The organism is Neorhizobium tunisiense (genome assembly GCF_039631515.1).
GTDB lineage: Bacteria > Pseudomonadota > Alphaproteobacteria > Rhizobiales > Rhizobiaceae > Neorhizobium.
In genome coordinates, this window is the sequence record NZ_JBDIUU010000002.1 from 592,817 (window position 1) to 610,259 (window position 17,443).

Sequence of the window (17,443 nt, forward strand, 5' to 3'; positions counted from 1 at the left end):
GAGAGCAGCTTGTGATGAGCATTTGTACGGTTGCGTTGCTCTTTGAAAAGCATCAAATTTCGTCCACATTGATGCCTTTAGGGCAGCGGTCGAATTTTCATCTGCCAAATTGTGGTGCATGATCAAAAAAGATGCAACGAGGGTTGGGGTAAAATGCTGCATTCGCGAAAGCTTCAGTATATCGACGAGATCGCCCGCTGCGGATCGATTCGCAAGGCGGCTGCGCGGCTGAACGTCGCGTCGTCGGCGATCAACCGGCAGATCCTGGCTCTGGAGGAGGAGCTTGGAGCGCAGATCTTCGAGCGGATGCCGCGCGGGCTGAAGTTGACGGCGGCCGGCGAGCTTTGCATCGAGCATATCCGCGAGGTGCTGAAAACCTATGAGCGGATGGAAGCGCGTATCCGCGGCCTCAAGATGCCGCAGGCCGGCAAGGTAACGCTGGTTTCGACCGTCGGGCTTGCTGCCGGGCCGCTTCCCGAGATCATAGCCCGCTTCGTCGCGCAGCATCCGCGCGTGCGGGTTCTCCTGCGCAACGACGGGCCGTCCAACACGATGCAGCCGGTGATCACAGGGGAGGTGGATTTCGGACTGGGCTTCAACATCCCGGCGACGCCCGGTATCCGCACGCTCGCCAATTTCGATATACCGATTGGCGTGGTGATGCCGCCGGGGCATCGGCTGGCGGCGGAAGAGGGGCCGGTCGATCTGGCGGATGTCGTGCAGGAGCCGCTGGTGCTCGCCCAGTCAGGCACCAGCCTGCGCAACGTCATCAACCTTGCGCTCTCGCCGCTGTCGGTCGCGGTAGAGCCGCTGGTGGAAAGCAATGCCTCGGAAATGCTGAAGAAGCTGGTCAAGGCCGGTACGGGGCTGACGCTGCTGAACCCGCTCGACGTGCTGCCGGAATGCCGACGGGGCGAGTTGATCTTCCGGCCGATCGTCAATCCGCACGCTCGCCACCAGCCGATGAAGCTTTTCGCCCGAGCGCGAACGACGCTCGATACGGCGACCAGCCTGTTCGTGGAGTTCCTGCTGTCGGAACTGGCCGCGATGGTGGCCGAATTGCAGGCCAAGGGCCATCTGCCGCCCCAGCCGCATGGCCGGGACGCGCAGCGTGACGAGGGTTAGCGGGAATAGAGCTCGTCAAGCGGGAAGGCTTCGAATTCCCGCAGCATCTCGATGAAGCCGGCGACCTGATGGCGGCAGATGGTTGCGCCCTTTTCGGCGGTGCCCTTCGAGGCGTCGCCGACGACGCCGTTGGGGTTCAGGTCGTGCGCCACCCAGGACAGTACGTGGGGCGGGGCAGGCTGCATGTATTTCGAGCGGCTTTCCGCCTTGGAGACGAAGTTCTGCGCCTTGTCCATCCGCACCAGTTCGGGGCGGAAATGCAGCATCAGCGAGGTTTCCACTTCGCCGCCATGGATGCCGTATTTCTGCTCGTGCTCGCTGATCAGGCCCGGCGGATGGCCGAAGCGGCCCCATTGCGTGCCGATCACCGCCATCTTGTAACGGACACGCAATTCGCGCCCGACAATGCTCATGATATCGACATTGCCGCCATGCGAGTTGACGAAGACGAGCTTGCGGATGCCGGCTTCCGCCACCTTGGCACCGATCGCGGTCCAGGCGGGGATGAGGATTTCCGGGCCGAAGGACAGCGAGCCGGGGCCATAGACGTGTTCGTTCGCCTTGCCGATCTCCTGCGTGGGAAGCACGAGGAAATCGAGGTCGTCCGGGCGCTGGGCCTTCAGCTCGACCAGCATGCCGTTGGCGATCGCCACGTCGGTCGCGATCGGCAGATGCGGACCGTGCTGTTCGGTCGAGGCGATCGGCAGGATGGCGATGGTCTTGTCGGGCGAAAGGCCGGCGAAGTCGAGAGTGTTGAGTTCGTTCCAGTAAAATGGCTTGCCCATGCTGTCCTGCCTTTCTGCATCTCGTTTTTGAGGGTTAGGAGATCGGGCACGTCTCGAAAAGCATCAATTTCCGCCTGCGCCGCTGCCTTTTTGAGTGCGCACCGGATGCCCCTGCGTGTCAATTCGGGAAAAAAGCTGATTTCGCTAAAATTGCATCCATCGGTTTAAGCGCCCCGAAATGCCGTTCGGATAGGGTGAGCCTATCTAAGAAACGGCACCAAGCCGTCCGAAGAAACAGGGTGCAGAGCCATGATCAAGAAGCTCATCATTTCCGCCATTGTCCTGACGGCGCTGATTGTCAGCAAGGAATCCCGCGCAGCCGGCGTTGGCGGTTTTGCGCGCGTGTTGTCCGAAAACGCGGCCATCGAACGCAGTGAAGGCGCGATGAGCGGTTTGTCGCCGAAGCTGACATTTTCAGAGCGCCGCGAATTGCTGCGGGTCCATTTCGCGGTCAACGGTGCGATGTCCGAGCTCGACAGCTATTTCGATACGGTGATCGGCGTGCCTTTCGCAAAGGTCCGCTCCAATGCCTGCATCGATTGCGCCGACCTCAAGCGCGATCACCTGATCTCGCTCGGCTGGCCGCCGGAGGTTCTGCGGATCGAATACGCAATCGGCGACGAAGGCCGTATCGAACGGGTGCTGGCGATTGCGGCCGGCCGCGGCGAGATGATCCTCGGCCATGACGGCGCGATGATCGACATGTCTCGGGATCAGGTGCGGCACCCGACCGGCGGGCGTGGTATGATCATTCCGACCTGTCATCTTATCTGATCCGGAGCGGCTCTCCTCGCTCCCGTCCGTTGCAGCACGACGGACCGACCCGCCGCCCTCATACGGGGAGGCGGGTTTTCGCCATTCGGGGGATGTGATGCTTCAGTTGCGGAAACGATTCCACAGGCTTACGGAACGCCTTGTATTTAATCGAATATTTAATGTTTTATACGAGGTTGTATTATCTCTCCCGTCCAGGTCGAGAGAAGCTGCCGGGTGCTTCAGCGATTATCCGAATTGCTGATTGCCCGCAAACCGAGCGGCGAGTGTTTTAAATAAGGAGTGATGCAGGTGCGGATTTCAATCAAGCATACTTTGATACTGGCGTTTGTCGTTTTGAGCCTGGGCATATTGGGTCTCATGGGCAGAATGCTGTCTCAGGAGATCGACCGCTACCGAAACTCCACCCGGCTCTCGGAACTGGCACAGCTTGACGAAGCGCTTTTCAATGCGCTGATCGGCCTGCGCGGCGAGCGTGGCGGCATCTCGTCGGCCATCAAGCTGGAACCTGCAGAGGTCGCCTCCAGCCGCAAGAACATGGATACCGGCCGCGAGTCGATGGACAAGGCCTTTTCGGCGGTGAAGACCTTGACCGCCGACCTGGAGCAGGCAAACCTGCGCGGTGCCATCTCTCCCGTCCTCAGCGCCTATGCGCAGTGGACCGGTTATCGCGCAAATGTCGACACGGCGCTCACCCAGTCGGTCAAGGATCGCGATCCGGCGCTCGGCAAAGCCGTGCTCGGACTTGCCGATACGATGCTGGCCGATCTCGAAAAGGCCGCCAATCAGGTCGAGGCCACCATCAACGCAAGCGGGCCCGGGATGATCATGTTCACCCAGATACGTTCCCTTGCCTGGACGGCGCGCACGCAGCTCGGCACCGCCAACTCCACCTTCGTCAATGCCCTGATCGCCAAACAGCCGCTTTCGGCGGAGAAACTCACCGAAATTGCGGTTCAGGATGCCCGCGTGGCAACCGCATGGGATGTCATTACCCAGCTCTCCAACGCGGAAACGACCCCGGAAAAGATCAAGGCGCTCCACCGGACGGCACAAACGACCTATTTCGGCGGACCGTATGCCGAGCAGCGCAATGCTGCCCTCAAGGCATTCCAAGCCGGCAAACCCTTCGACATGGCGGTTGACGACTGGCGTAAGCCCGCCGCACCCGCACAGGCTTCGATCGCCGACATGGCCTCTGCATCGCTCAACGAGATGACGAGGCTGACGGCAGAAGAGGCCGCTTCCGCAAAGCAATCCATCATCGTCTACAGTGTTGCGACTGTCATCGCCTTTGCGCTTTCGCTTCTCGGCATCTACACGGTCATCGTGCGGATCGCCAATCCGATCGACCGGTTGACGGGTGTGATGCGCACACTTGCCGGCGGTGAGCTTTCCGTCGAGATTCCGGGTGCTGCCCGCACCGACGAGATCGGCGACATGGCGCGCGCGGTGGAAATCTTCCGCGAGGCTGCGCAGCAGAACCGCCAGCTCGAGGCGGATGCCGAACACTCTCGCAAGGCGGCCGAGGCTGAACGCATCGAATTCCAGCGCCGGGCAGAGTCCGAGGCCGAGGAGCGGCTGACCCAGGCCACCTCCGAACTCGCTCATGGTCTGCAGCGCCTTGCTGCCGGCGATCTGCTGTGTGAGATCGACAAGGAGTTCTCCGAGCAGTTCGAATCCCTGCGCCATGACTTCAATAGCTCGGTCCGCCAGTTGCGGACAGCGCTCGAAGGCGTGAACCGGACCGCCCAAAGCGTTCGCAGCGGCAGCGACGAAATCTCGTCCGCTTCTGACCAGCTTTCGAAGCGGACGGAACAGCAGGCTGCATCGCTGGAAGAGACGGCGGCGGCGCTGGAAGAAGTTACCACCAATGTCAAGCAGACGTCCGAGAGGGCGAGCGAAGCACGGGAGATCGTTCGCGATGCGAGCTCGCGCGCCCAAAGCTCCAGCACGGTCGTTTCCAACGCGGTCAATGCGATGCAGAAGATCGAGATGGCGTCGAACCAGATCAGCCAGATCATCGGCGTCATCGACGAGATCGCGTTCCAGACCAACCTGCTTGCCCTTAATGCCGGCGTCGAAGCCGCTCGCGCAGGCGAGGCGGGCAAGGGGTTTGCCGTCGTTGCCCAAGAGGTCCGCGAACTGGCGCAGCGCTCGGCCAAGGCCGCCAAGGAGATCAAGACGCTGATCGGCAATTCCGAAGCCGCCGTCAACCAGGGCGTGGTTCTCGTCAATGATACCGGCGATGGTCTCAAGGAGATCGCCAAGCTGGTCGCGGCGGTCAACCAGCATATGGAGGCGATCGCCATCGCTGCAAACGAGCAGGCGGTAGGTCTCTCGGAAATCAATACGTCCGTGAATCACATGGACCAGATGACCCAGCAGAATGCCGCCATGGTCGAGGAAATGAATGCGGCCGGCGCTTCTCTGGCGCAGGAAAGCGGCCGCCTGTCGGAACTGCTGGCGCGTTTCGAAGTGAGCCGAAACAACGTGCGTGATCAGCGGTCGTTCGCCTCCGGACGACTGGCGATGGCCAGCTGAGGACGTACCGTACCGGCCATCCCGCCTCTATAGACAACGTGCGGGATTTCAACGGTCCAGGATTTCAGAACCGCCGGCTCGTTCGTATGGGCCGGCGGTTTCCGTTTCGGGAGGACCTGTCAGTTTACGCGGGGTTTTCCCCATTCGGCGATGGCGATGCCGCCGAGTGCGAGCGCCAGCGCGACGACATGGAAGAGCTGCAGGCTCTCACCGATGATGGCGACCGAGAGCAGCGTGCCGAACACCGGTACGAGATTGATGAACAGCCCCGCCCGGTTGGCGCCGATCTCGCCGACGCCCTTGATATAGAGCACCTGTGCGATCAGCGAGGCGAAGACCGCCGTATAGAGCACCACGATCCAGCCTTCCGTGTCGGGCCAGATCAGGCGGTCGCTCGAATATTCCCAGAAGGCCAGGGGCAGGGAGAAGATCATCGCGAAGAAGGCGGGGACCGCCATCAGTGTCCGCCAGTCGATCCTCGGGCGCCATCTAAGTGCCACCGTGTAGATCGCGTAGGAGACGACGGCGATCATCATGATCGCATCGCCGAAGTTGACGGTGAGCGTCACCAGCGCGCTCAGGTCGCCGTGGACGGCGGTGAGGGCACCGCCGAAGAGCGTCAGGGTGAAGCCGAGAATCTGGGCCCAGGACACCTTCATCCGGAACAGTACGAAGTTGATGACGAAGATCAGCATCGGGATGACCGCCTGCTCGACCGTCACGTTGATCGCCGTCGTGTAGTTGACGGCGGTATAGAGCGCGGCGTTGAAGACGACATAACCGACGACGCCGAGGAAAAGGAGAATCGGCAGGTTCTTCCTGACGACCGGCCAGTCCTTGACTAGCTGCGGCACGGAGATGGCGAAGATGACGGCGACGGCGAAAAACCAGCGCCAGAAGGTCAGCATCATCGGGCTCACGTGGCCGACGGCGAGCTTGCCCGCTACCGCATTGCCGCCCCAGGCCAGGGTTGCAATGACGAGCGAGAGATAGGCCTTTTTATGCAAGATGGTCTCCGGCGCCGGCAAATGGCGGCAATTTCAGGGGCAACGGCCGGGGAAATAGCGTGCGGTCCACGCTTTTGTCACGTAAAAACCACGCCCGTGTGACAAACAGGTCGCTTTCCGTCGGCCGAGGCTTTATAGATGCGGCCGTTTGCAATGCCTCTGAACCGGTTCCCTCCGCCAAAGGCAGTGCACGTAAAATCAAATTGGCGCATCGACCGTATATCAATATTGATCTACGGAAGGTGCGCGTGTGGTCGCGTGGGGCTTTGCCCGCAATACAGGAAACGCAGATGACGAACGTAGTCGTGGTTGGTTCGCAATGGGGTGACGAAGGCAAGGGCAAGATCGTCGACTGGCTTTCTGAACGTGCCGATATCGTGGTGCGTTTCCAGGGCGGTCACAATGCCGGCCATACGCTCGTCATCGACGGCATCAGTTATAAGCTCTCGCTGCTGCCCTCGGGCATCGTCCGTCCCGGCAAGATCGCGGTGATCGGCAACGGCGTCGTGCTCGACCCGCATGCGCTCTTGGCCGAAATCGAAAAGCTGGGCGCGCAGGGCGTGAAGGTCACGCCGGAGAACCTGCGCGTCGCCGATAACGCCACGCTGATTCTGTCGTTGCACCGCGAACTCGACGGCATGCGCGAAGACGCCGCCTCCAACAGTGGCACCAAGATCGGCACCACCCGCCGTGGTATCGGTCCGGCCTATGAGGACAAGGTCGGCCGCCGTGCGATTCGGGTCATGGACCTCGCCGACCTGGAAACGCTGCCGGGCAAGGTGGATCGTATCCTTACCCATCACAACGCCCTGCGCCGCGGCCTCGGCGAGAAGGAAGTCTCGCACGAGGCGATCATGCAGGAGCTCACCTCGATCGCCGACCGCGTGCTGCCCTTCCGCGAAACGGTGTGGGAACTGCTCGACAAGCAGCGCCGCAAGGGCGCGCGCATCCTGTTTGAAGGGGCGCAAGGCTCGCTGCTCGATATCGACCACGGCACCTATCCGTTCGTCACCTCGTCCAACACCGTCGCGGGCCAGGCGTCGGCCGGCTCCGGCATGGGCCCGGGCGCGCTCGGCTACATCCTCGGCATTACCAAGGCCTATACGACCCGCGTCGGCGAAGGCCCGTTCCCGACCGAGCTGAAGGACGAGATCGGCCAGTTCCTCGGCGAGAAGGGCCATGAATTCGGCACGGTCACGGGCCGCAAGCGCCGTTGCGGCTGGTTCGACGCAGCGCTCGTGCGCCAGTCGGTCGCCACCAACGGCATTACCGGCATCGCGCTCACCAAGCTTGACGTGCTCGACGGTCTCGACGAGCTGAAGATCTGCGTCGGCTACATGCTCGACGGTGAGCAGATCGACCACCTTCCGGCAAGCCAGGGCGCCCAGGCTCGTGTCGAGCCGGTCTATGTCACCCTCGAAGGCTGGAAGGAATCGACGGTCGGGGCGCGCTCCTGGGCGGATCTGCCGGCCCAGGCGATCAAATATGTCCGCCAGGTCGAGGAATTGATCGGTGCGCCGGTTGCCCTACTTTCCACCAGCCCGGAGCGGGACGACACCATACTTGTGACCGACCCGTTTGAAGATTAAAGTCAAGAATTGATTACCATTCGGCCGGCCTTCGGGCCGGCTTACATGAGAAAGTGCTGATGGCTGATTTTGTAGCGGTGATCCGCCGCGCCGTTGACGGTCTGGCGAACAATACGCCGGAGATGCGCGCGAAGGTTTATGAAAAGGCTCGTGGCGCCGTGCAGCGGCAACTCGAGAACATGAAGCCGCGCCCGCCCGAAGACATGCTGCGGCGCCAGCTCGACAAGCTCGAAGCCGCCATTATCGATGTCGAGAGCGAGCATGCCGAAGCACTGGAACCCATAGCCGACGGCGCAGGTGTCGCGGACGCCCAGCCGATCGAGGAGGCGCCCCCGGCCGAGCGCGATGTCGCAGAACAGCCGGCGGAGCGGGTCTCCGAATACCAGGACGACCAGCAGTCCGCTGCCGAACCGGCTCAGGCGCCGGAAGCTCATGAACCGCCAGAGGCGCCGGCCGTATCCGAATCAACCCCGGTCGCTCGCGCAGAACGGCCGGTCTTTTACGAAGACGGTTATGAAGAGCCGGTCGAGCAAGAGCCTGCCGACATGGAGCCGCCGGTCTCCGAGCCGGCCGTCGTCCACGAGGAGGAAGAGGTAACGGCGGTTTCCGATCAGCAGGAGCCTGCCGTTCAGCAATATGGCGACTGGCGGGATGACGTGCCGTCCGAAGAGGCGCCATTCGAACCGGCACCCCATGATCGTTCCGAACAGGCGCCCGAGCCTTCGCACGCTTTCGACGAGAGCACGATCGAATTCCCGACGGCCGCGCCCCTGGCGGCCTCAGAGCCGGTTGTGCCGGAACCGGTCAATGCCGAACCGGTCGAGAGCGAACCGGCCGAGGATGATTTCCCATATCCGACGCGCGGAGAGCAGACCGTCCAGCAGGCCGCGCCGGAATTTGTGGAAGAGTGGCGCAACGAACCGCCTTCTTTCGAGGGCACGCATCCTGTTGAGGAGCGGTTCGAGGCCGAACAGCCGGTCGAGGCCTACCAGCCGCCGGAGCCCCCCTCTGCTATCGAGCCATCCAAGCCGGTGGAAGAGGATTGGGGCTGGGAGGTGCCAGCGCAGGCCGAACCTGCGGCGCCGAGCCAGGAGGCGGTCGCAGCCGCAGCGTGGAACGATGTGCCGGAACTGGTCACGGCCGGTCCTGTCGTACCGATCGATCATGGGCACGGCGGCACGGCCACTCCCGTCGATGCCCATTTCGATGCGGAGACCCATGTGGCGGCCGATACGGTCCGCATGCCTTCTGCCGCCGATCTCCCGGAGCTCGCGCAGCCCGGCGCAGCGGTCGCTGCAGGAGCGGCAGCGGCTGCCGCCGTCGATCCCTTTGCCGATTATCTCGATCAGCCACCGTCCAAGAAGGCCACTGCCGCGCCAGCAAAACCGGTTGACAGTGATCCGTGGGGTGATCTCGAAGAACTGATCGGCTTCAACAAGGATGCTCCGTCCTCTTCGGGCGGTGGCGCGCGCAGCACGCTCCACACCGATGCCGATGCGGACGATCTGATGCATGCACCGGCCAGGCCCTATCGGGTCACCCCGGTGCGCAAGCGCAACTATGCCGGCATCGTGCTGGCGATCGTCGGCCTCTTGCTCGTCGGCGGTGGCGGTTACGCAATCTGGCTGAACCGCGACTCGCTGAACGACATGGTCGACGGCCTGATCCAGTCGAGCCTGCCCGGAGGCCAGACGGCCCAGCAGGCACCGGCGCCAGCGCCCGCGACACCGCAGCCCAACCGCAGCCCTTCGACGCCCTCCACCCCTTCGACGCCACCACAGAACGGTGCGGCCAATACGCCTGCGGCGCCGCGAACGGCGGACGGATCGACAGCCGGGACCAAATTCACACAGCGGCTGATGGCCGACGGCAGCGAGGTCGATGAGGGACCGGGCGTCACCGCCGGCCTGGCGCAGAATGCCGAGGGTCAGTCGGTAGCGCAGCTCAACGCTCCGCCCGCCAATCCTTCGGCGCAAAGGGCGCCCACTCCGAGCGCGCCGGCTGCTGCCCCGCACGCTCCGAACGGCAATGCCAATGCGGTACCGGCTCAAGCGCCACCAGTGGTGCCGGCTCCGAATGCCGCGACCCCGCCTGCCAATCCGCCGTCGGCGGGCCCGGCGGATGCTCCGGCGGTCGCCGGCGAGAAGATGTTCCTTTATGAGGAGCGGATCGGCCAGACGGCGCCGACGGCCATCGACGGCTCGGTCTCCTGGTCGCTGCAGCGCGAGGCAGGCGCCAACGGCCGGCAGGAACCGGTCGTCCAAGGGCGTATCAACGTGCCGGGCAGGGGCCTGACGGCGCTGATGACCTTCAAGCGCAATACCGACCCGTCGCTGCCGGCCAGCCACCTGGTCGAGATCGTCTTCGCCGTGCCGCCGGATTTCGAAGGCGGTGCAATCGAAAGCGTGCAGCGCATCGCCATGAAGGCGAGCGAGCAGGATCGCGGCAATGCATTGATCGCGGTGCCTGCCAAGATCACCGACGACTTCCACATGATCGCACTCAACGATTTCCCGGATGCACGGGCGACCAATCTGGAACTCCTGCGCAGCCGCAACTGGATCGACATCCCGATCGCCTATCGCAACGGCCGCCGCGCGCTCCTGACCCTCCAGAAGGGCCCGAACGGCGAACGCGCCTTTAACGAGGCGATCCGCGAATGGGGCACGCTTGGGGCGACCGCCAGCGGGCAGTGACAGATATTGTTCAGAAGGCTGTCAGAACCGGCGGTGGAGACATCGCCGGTTTTTTATGGCTGTCGCGATTTCAGTTGGTCCCTGCGAGCGATGCCGCCGGGAGCCCCGATCCCAGGAAGATTGGTTTTCCAGTAATTTTGTATCGCCTAGAGAAGCGTGTGACCTGCGGCCTGCAGCAGCTCACGGGCCTTCGGTTCGTCGGCCGTCTTGATCAGCAGGTGGTCGCCGTCGAAGGTGGAGACGACGAAGATACCGATACCGTTCTCCGACAGCGGTTGGATTACCGAGAGCACGATGCCGGTTTCTCCGAACGCGAAAGGCCCCTGGAACTTGTAGCAGGTCCAGCCGCCGTCCTGTTTGATGCCGGAAGGAACGCGCTCATTGCGGCAGACGATAGAGAGTTCATCCTCGCTGCGGCTGATGCTGACGAAACCTTCGCCATCCGCCCATGCGGGAATGCGGTCGGTAGGTTCAAGCCGAGCGATGGCATAGCTGCCGGCAAGTTCTCTGAGTGTGATGCGCGGTGCCATCCCGGCTTCTCCATTTCCTGTCTACGGGTGCCGGATAAAAGAAAAGGGGCCGCCGAAGCAGCCCCTATTTTATCGTCAGCGTCGAGCCGGATCAGGCGTCGACGACACGCAGAGCGTTCGCCTGGGCGAGCGCTTCCTTCTGAACCGCTTCCTGCACCTTTTCGAAGGCGCGGACTTCGATCTGGCGGACGCGTTCGCGGCTGATGTCGAACTCGGCCGACAATTCCTCGAGCGTTACCGGATCGTCGGAAAGACGACGGGCCTCGAAGATGCGGCGTTCGCGGTCGTTCAGAACACTCAGGGCCTTGGCCAGCATGCGGCGGCGTGTATCGAGCTCGTCCTGCTCGATCAGCACGGCTTCCTGGCTTTCGTGGTCGTCGACCAGCCAATCCTGCCACTGGCCGGATTCGCCTTCGGTGGCGCGGATCGGCGCGTTCAGCGAAGCGTCGCCCGACAGGCGGCGGTTCATGGAAACCACTTCCTCCTCGGAGACGTTCAGCTTGGTGGCGATTTCGGCCACCTGGTCGGGCTTCAGATCACCTTCGTCGATCGCCTGGATCTTACCCTTCAACCGGCGCAGGTTGAAGAACAGGCGTTTCTGGTTGGCGGTGGTGCCCATCTTCACGAGCGACCAGGACCGCAGGATATATTCCTGGATCGAGGCCTTGATCCACCACATGGCATAGGTGGCCAGGCGGAAGCCGCGTTCCGGATCGAACTTCTTGACGGCCTGCATCAGGCCGACATTGCCTTCGGACACGACTTCGCCGATCGGCAGGCCATAACCGCGATAACCCATGGCGATCTTTGCCACGAGACGCAGGTGGCTAGTGACCAGTTTGTGGGCCGCATCCCGGTCGGCATGTTCGGCATACCGTTTCGCCAGCATGTATTCCTGCTGCGGTTCCAGCATGGGAAACTTGCGGATTTCATCGAGATAACGGTTGAGGCCGGCTTCGCCGGCAGTAATGGAAGGCAGAGTATTGCGGGCCATAAAGCACCCCTTTCCGATCTATGTATCGGCTCCCTTTTTGATCTAGCTGTGCATGCTGAAGGCGAGCCAAGCGGCGCGGATCATTCTCGACCCCGCACCGATCCAGGTGACAGATAAGTACGGCAGAACAGTGATTCAAGTCATCACAGATGCGTTATATCATTACAACTTGGTAATATACAGCACGTTGGTTTGACTCACTGGAAAGCGGGGCGATCATGATCGGCGCGGGTCTGTGCGTGTGTCTTAGCCGCCTATCTCTGCTGACTCAGAGGCATTTGCGTTCCACGCCATGCGCGTTGCTGCGGCGGTAGCGGCTGACATCGCCATAGGCCTGGCTACGTGAAACGCCGATATCCTTCAACTGGTCGTCGTTCAACTCGAGCAGTGCCAGCCGGTTCCGGTGCTGGCGGAGTTTTCTGGCTATGGCGGCGACCAGGCGGTGCAAGGGCGAGGGTTCGACGGCTGTTTCAACGTCGGTTGTGGAGGCCTGATGTTCCGCGATGGGCGGCAGTTCCAAGACAAGGTGGTAGCGTTCCGATGCGCGGTCAAAGACCGCCCGGTTCTCGTTCTTCATGATCTTTCTCCTGATGGGATGCCGGCCTGTCCGCGGCCGGCGTTCAGGAGGCGGGCGGCTGCCGCCCGCCTCCTTGTCGGTTGTTTACTTGCCGGCTGCCCTTATTTGCTGGCTGCCTGGGCCGTGCGGGTCGCGACTTCCGCTTCCCGCAATGCTTCGGCGCATTCCTCGCAGCAGACTTCGACCGTCTTGCCGCCGACCTTCACCGCGATCCGGGTCGAATCGAGTTCGCAGTCGCAGGCGGCGCAGGTGTTCTCTTTCATGGTGGCATCTCCCGATGATGACGTTACGGGAAGAAGAAAAGCATTTTGGCGGGGGCTTCCGCTGTCAAAATCTTTAGCGACTTTTGCGCTCTGCTATCTCAAGCCCGCAAAGCGCTGGAACTCCGCCGGCGTGCGGCCATAGGCCTGACGGAAGGCGGAAGAGAAGTGGCTGTGGCTGGAAAAGCCGAGTTCCAGCCCGAGCTCGGTCAGGTCGTCATAGGTGCCGAGCAGGTCGAGCGCCCGGGCCAGCCGCAGGCGAAGCTGGTAGCGGTAGAGCGGCGTGCCCTCCACCTGCTGGAAGACCTGGGTCAGATAGACCGGCGAGACGCCGGCCTCCCGGGCGATCTCGGCGAGGGTCCAGCGGCGTGCAAGATCGGAGGAGAGGGCGAGCTTGGCGCGGTCTACCAGCTTCTGTCGCCCCGCACTGGCGGTCGCGGCGCGGGCGGTCCTGACCCCGACGGAGCGGCGCACCAGCGTCATGGCCAGCGTCTCGGCCTCCAATATCTCGGCGGCGCCGCGCATCAAACTGTGGCGCAGAAGCGCCACCAGCGCCTGGGCGCGCTCGTCGATCCTCAGCCGCTGCTTGTCGAAGACGAAGCGTGATCCCTTGGGATTGCGGTGCTCGGCCGGGACCAGTTCCTCCAGCATCGCTTCGGGCACGTCCATGCTCAGGCAGGAATCGCCGCCTTCGACCGGGTGGCTGATCCGGTAAGCCTCCTCGCAGTTGAAGAACAGCACCTGGTTGGCTTCCGCCACCGTGTCGTCACTGCCGACATGGCGCATGAAGACGCCGCGATAAGGGAAGACGAGGCTGGTCGCATGCGAGCATTCCTCGCCGCTCCGGTGCCGACATTCGCCGCTGCACACGACGTCGCGGACCTTGATCAGGTCCGTGTCGAGGAGTTTTGTGACAGCGAGCTGGCTCATGGAGGACCTTGGGATGCCTCAGTGGTGTCGTGGAGTTATATACTCTCCAACGCTACCTCAGGCCACCCGTTTCATGCCTTCAGCGCTTCGATCAGCTCTGCCATGTCGTCGGGCATCGGCGCTTCGAATTCCATCACCTCGCCGGTGCGGGGATGTTCGAAGGCGAGCAGGAAGGCGTGCAGCGCCTGGCGCGGAAAGCGGTTGACGACACCCTTGGCGAAATCCGGCAGCAGGTTCGCCTTGGTCTTGAAGCCGGCGGAATAATCCTGGTCGCCGATCAGCGGGTGGCCGATATGGGCCATGTGCACGCGGATCTGGTGGGTACGCCCGGTTTCCAGCCGGCATTCGATCAGCGCGGCAAGTGCCGTCGCGTCCGGCTTCTCGTGGAACCGCTCGATCACCTGGTAATGGGTGATGGCCTCGCGGGCATCGCTGCTGTCTTCCTTCTGCACGGCGCGCTTGGTGCGGTCGCCGGCGCGGCCGAGCGGCGCGTCGATCGTGCCTTTCAGCCCACGCGGACGACCCCAGACGACCGCCTGATAGGCGCGCTCCAGCGGCCCGGAGCGGCCGTGGTCGGCGAACTGGTCGGCGAGGTGGCGGTGGGCGATGTCGTTCTTGGCGGCGACCATGACGCCGCTGGTATCCTTGTCGAGCCGGTGAACGATGCCGGGGCGCTTGACGCCGCCGATGCCGGAAAGGCTGGCGCCGCAATGATAGATCAGCGCGTTGACCAGCGTGCCGGTCCAGTTGCCGGCGCCCGGATGGACGACGAGGCCGGCGGGCTTGGCGATGACGATCAGGTCGTCGTCCTCGTAGAGTACTTCGAGCGGGATATCCTCGCCCTTCGGCTCCGGATCCTCGGGCTCCGGAAGATCGATCTCGACCTTATCGCCGGCATTGATCTTCTTCTTCGGCTCGGTGACGGGCTTGCCGTTGAGGCTGACGGCGCCCTGTTCGATCAGCGCCTTGATGCGGTTTCGCGAAAACTCGCCTTCGAGCACCGAGGTCAACCAGGCGTCCAGCCGTCCTTCAGCCTCGTCGGAGGCGGTGAGGACTTTCCTTGGACGCTCGGCTTCTTTAAAGGGATCGTTCATTCAATCATTCCGATAACATTCGACCAGAACAAGGACGTCCCCCTCATGCCCCAACCCGAAATCGAGGAACAGGAAGAGCCGCTTGATCCGGCAATGGAGAGAATCCGCCGGAAAATGGTGCTTCTGATACTCGTTTCGGGCGGGATCTTGTTCGTCTGCTTTATGGCGGTCCTTGGCGCCATTGTCTACAAGGTCTCGCAGCGGCCTGCCACGGCCGCGACGATCGCCTCGACGGGCGGGTTCTCGGTGCCGGCAGGCCAGCCGCTTGCGGCCACCGCCGAGCTGCCCGCCGGCTTCGTCGTGCAGGGCGTATCGCTCTCCGGCAGCCAGATCCTGTTCTACGGCCTGCTGACCGGCGACCAGAAGGTCCTGATCTACGATATTGCCGCCGGCCGCATCGTCGCCGATGTGACGGTTGCGATACCGCAATAATGGCGCCGATCCGTATCCAGGACGCGGACGATCCGCGGATCGCCGAGTTCCGGTCGATCCGCGAGCGGGACCTCACCGGGCGGGAAGGGCGGTTCATCGCGGAAGGAACCGTGGTGCTCAGGATGCTCGCCAGCGCGCATGGTTCGGGCGGCGATTTTCTGACCGAGAAGATCCTGCTGCTCGAAAATCGGGTTGCGGGGCTTTCCGAGATCCTTGCGGGTTTTCCGGCGGATATTCCGGTCTACGTGGCCTCGGCCGCGGTACTGGATCAGATCGCCGGTTTCCACCTGCATCGGGGTGTGCTGGCACTAGGACGCCGCCGACAGGAGAGGACAGCCGCCGAGCTGATTGCCATGTTGCCCGAGAAGGCGCTGGTGGTCGCGGCTTTCGGCATTTCCAATCACGATAATATCGGTTCCATCTTCCGCAATGCCGCGGCCTTCGGCGCCGATGCGGTGCTGCTCGACCAGGGCTGTTGCGATCCGCTCTACCGCAAGTCGCTGCGCGTCTCCGTTGGGGCGGTGCTGTCGGTGCCTTATGCGCGGCACGGCACGATGTCCGACATCCTGGCTGTGCTGATGGAGAACGGTTTTGCCGTTTGGGGGCTTTCGCCAACGGGTTCCGTGGAAATTCGCGATGTGCCGCCATCCGGCCGCATGGTGCTGATCACCGGCACGGAAGGCGAGGGACTGCCCGCACAGGTCCTCAGCCGCATCCGATCGGCGCGGATCGCCCAGGCGCCGGGCCTCGACAGCCTCAATGCCGCGACGGCGACCGGCATCGCGCTCTACGAGATCGCCATGGCCCAAGGTCGCCTATCTCAGGGCAGGTTATAGGGGTCTCAGGTGTTCGCGTCCTGACCGGCTGCGAGCGTCTTCTTCGACTTCGCGGCGAGGCTTTCCCGGTTGCTGTTTGCGGACTTGCCGGACAGGATCTTGTGGATCGGTGAACCCGAACCTTCGGAGGCGGCCGTCATCGCCACCATGCTGGCAGCTATCGAGGCGAGCTCCTGGCGAATCGCGTCGTCACTGCCGCTGCCCTTCTGCAGGCGTTCGGAGAGCGCCGCTGCCCGGTTGCGGGCATCATCAGCCATTCTGGCCACCACGGGGTCGATGTCCGGCTGTCCGGAAACTCGAGCCTGTCTGGGAGGCGGAGCGTGCGGAATTTCGCGCAGGTTGATGTCCTCCGGAGTGATCTTCTTCTTCGGCGTCGCTTTGACCACCGGGCGGAGAGCCGCCGAATCGCGAAGGGCGCGACTGGAATCCCGCGCTTCGGCACTGGCGCCTTTCAGCTTGTCCCGCAGGCGGGCGATCTCGGCAAGCCGGCGTTCCAGCGCCGTCTCCCTGTCCGCGCGGTCGGCGATTTCCTTGGCAAGCTTGTCCTCGAGCCGCTGGACGCGATGCTCTTCCTGGGCGAGCCGTGCCTCGGCGTCCTTGGCGCGAGCGGTCTGCTGCCGGACGTCGTTGCGCAGCGTATCGCGCTCGTCGCGCAAGGCGGTGACCCGGGATTTCAGGTTTTCGACCTCGGTGTCGCGGGTGGAAAGATCGATCCGGAAATTGTCGGCCTCGGAGATCATCAGAAGCTGGCGTTGCTGCAGCTTCTCGATCTCCAGATCCTTGGCGGCGACCGTTTCCTCGGCGGTTTCGAGCGCCGCCTTCAACTGCTGGATATAGCTGTCTTCCTGACGCAGGCGCGAACGGGCGTCGGCAGCCTCGACATCCATGGTGTCGATCTGGGCGCGCAGGTCGGTGATCTCGGATAGCAACTGCGTGGCTTCTTCGGCCAGCCTGTCGCTCTTGATCTGTAGCGCGACCGCCCTGTCCCTTTCCTGGACGAGTTCCTGCTTGGTGCGGGCATTCTCGGCCGCATAGACGGCGCGGGCCATGTCCCGCTGAGCGCGGACCTCCTGCGGGCTGATCGGCAGCGTCGCCTTGATGCGGTTTTCGGTGTAGCGGACGATGCGATTATGGACTGCCGGTGCAATCAGCATCACCGCAAGTGCGGCGCTCAGGAAACCCAAGCCGAACAGAAGAGCAAACTGGATCACGATGAGGCCGTTTCGCGGTCTGGATGGGAATGCGCAGGCTGTTTAAGCATGGTCAGATT

General features: G+C 63.0%; 16 protein-coding genes. 7 read left to right on the forward strand and 9 right to left on the reverse strand.

Annotation, left to right across the window (positions count from 1 at the left end; translation table 11 throughout):
* Window positions 1–153 precede the first annotated feature (153 nt).
* Window positions 154–1,125 (forward strand): LysR family transcriptional regulator, encoded by a 972-nt coding sequence (locus ABCW43_RS11935; protein ID WP_345924528.1) that lies wholly within the window; start codon window positions 154–156, stop codon window positions 1,123–1,125.
* On the opposite strand, the gene ABCW43_RS11940 is transcribed toward ABCW43_RS11935, so the two are convergent.
* The gene (locus ABCW43_RS11940; protein WP_345924530.1) at window positions 1,122–1,910 is read right to left on the reverse strand and encodes a creatininase family protein; all 789 of its coding nucleotides are present in this window, start codon (window positions 1,908–1,910) and stop codon (window positions 1,122–1,124) included. The genes ABCW43_RS11935 and ABCW43_RS11940 overlap by 4 nt on opposite strands.
* 249 nt (window positions 1,911–2,159) lie before the next feature.
* On the opposite strand from ABCW43_RS11940, the gene ABCW43_RS11945 reads away from it, so the two are divergent.
* Entirely contained in the window at window positions 2,160–2,684 is a 525-nt protein-coding gene (locus ABCW43_RS11945; protein ID WP_345924532.1) for a transglutaminase-like domain-containing protein, read from the forward strand.
* Between the two features lie 360 nt (window positions 2,685–3,044).
* Window positions 3,045–5,228: a methyl-accepting chemotaxis protein gene (locus tag ABCW43_RS11950; RefSeq protein ID WP_345924533.1), complete on the forward strand. Its 2,184-nt coding sequence runs from the start codon at window positions 3,045–3,047 to the stop codon at window positions 5,226–5,228.
* Window positions 5,229–5,347: 119 nt separating this feature from the next.
* Here ABCW43_RS11950 and ABCW43_RS11955 read toward each other — a convergent pair whose 3' ends face one another.
* Window positions 5,348–6,235 (reverse strand): DMT family transporter, encoded by an 888-nt coding sequence (locus ABCW43_RS11955; RefSeq protein ID WP_345924535.1) that lies wholly within the window; start codon window positions 6,233–6,235, stop codon window positions 5,348–5,350.
* A gap of 290 nt (window positions 6,236–6,525) precedes the next feature.
* Here ABCW43_RS11955 and ABCW43_RS11960 point away from each other — a divergent pair, with 290 nt between their 5' ends.
* Both ABCW43_RS11960 and ABCW43_RS11965 read left to right on the forward strand, forming a co-directional pair.
* The gene (locus ABCW43_RS11960) at window positions 6,526–7,824 is read left to right on the forward strand and encodes an adenylosuccinate synthase (RefSeq protein WP_345924537.1); all 1,299 of its coding nucleotides are present in this window, start codon (window positions 6,526–6,528) and stop codon (window positions 7,822–7,824) included.
* A 59-nt stretch (window positions 7,825–7,883) separates the two neighbouring features.
* A complete protein-coding gene (locus ABCW43_RS11965; RefSeq protein ID WP_345924539.1) occupies window positions 7,884–10,520 on the forward strand; it encodes a hypothetical protein in 2,637 nt (878 codons plus the stop codon).
* Between the two features lie 146 nt (window positions 10,521–10,666).
* Here ABCW43_RS11965 and ABCW43_RS11970 read toward each other — a convergent pair whose 3' ends face one another.
* The 6 genes from ABCW43_RS11970 to ABCW43_RS11995 form a co-directional block, all read right to left on the reverse strand.
* The gene (locus ABCW43_RS11970; protein ID WP_345924541.1) at window positions 10,667–11,050 is read right to left on the reverse strand and encodes an ACT domain-containing protein; all 384 of its coding nucleotides are present in this window, start codon (window positions 11,048–11,050) and stop codon (window positions 10,667–10,669) included.
* A gap of 91 nt (window positions 11,051–11,141) precedes the next feature.
* Entirely contained in the window at window positions 11,142–12,044 is a 903-nt protein-coding gene (rpoH, locus tag ABCW43_RS11975; protein WP_037076844.1) for an RNA polymerase sigma factor RpoH, read from the reverse strand.
* Between the two features lie 268 nt (window positions 12,045–12,312).
* The gene (locus ABCW43_RS11980) at window positions 12,313–12,621 is read right to left on the reverse strand and encodes a DUF1127 domain-containing protein (protein WP_445738929.1); all 309 of its coding nucleotides are present in this window, start codon (window positions 12,619–12,621) and stop codon (window positions 12,313–12,315) included.
* A 101-nt stretch (window positions 12,622–12,722) separates the two neighbouring features.
* Complete coding sequence (locus ABCW43_RS11985) at window positions 12,723–12,884, reverse strand: hypothetical protein (protein WP_345924543.1); 162 nt, start codon at window positions 12,882–12,884, stop codon at window positions 12,723–12,725.
* A gap of 93 nt (window positions 12,885–12,977) precedes the next feature.
* Entirely contained in the window at window positions 12,978–13,811 is an 834-nt protein-coding gene (locus ABCW43_RS11990) for a helix-turn-helix domain-containing protein (protein WP_345924545.1), read from the reverse strand.
* Window positions 13,812–13,882: 71 nt separating this feature from the next.
* Window positions 13,883–14,905, reverse strand: a complete 1,023-nt coding sequence (locus ABCW43_RS11995; RefSeq protein ID WP_345924547.1) for an RluA family pseudouridine synthase — start codon at window positions 14,903–14,905, stop codon at window positions 13,883–13,885.
* Window positions 14,906–14,950: 45 nt separating this feature from the next.
* Between ABCW43_RS11995 and ABCW43_RS12000 the strand changes: the two genes are divergently transcribed.
* Together ABCW43_RS12000 and ABCW43_RS12005 are read left to right on the forward strand one after the other, a co-directional pair.
* On the forward strand, window positions 14,951–15,337 hold the full coding sequence (locus ABCW43_RS12000) for a hypothetical protein (protein WP_345924549.1): 387 nt from the start codon (window positions 14,951–14,953) through the stop codon (window positions 15,335–15,337).
* A complete protein-coding gene (locus ABCW43_RS12005) occupies window positions 15,337–16,173 on the forward strand; it encodes a TrmH family RNA methyltransferase (protein WP_345924551.1) in 837 nt (278 codons plus the stop codon). Before ABCW43_RS12000 ends, ABCW43_RS12005 begins: the two co-directional genes overlap by 1 nt.
* 5 nt (window positions 16,174–16,178) lie before the next feature.
* Here the strand turns inward: ABCW43_RS12005 and ABCW43_RS12010 are convergent, their stop codons facing one another.
* Window positions 16,179–17,384, reverse strand: coding sequence for a coiled-coil domain-containing protein (locus ABCW43_RS12010; RefSeq protein ID WP_345924554.1), 1,206 nt, complete (start codon window positions 17,382–17,384; stop codon window positions 16,179–16,181).
* Between the last annotated feature and the right edge of the window lie 59 nt (window positions 17,385–17,443).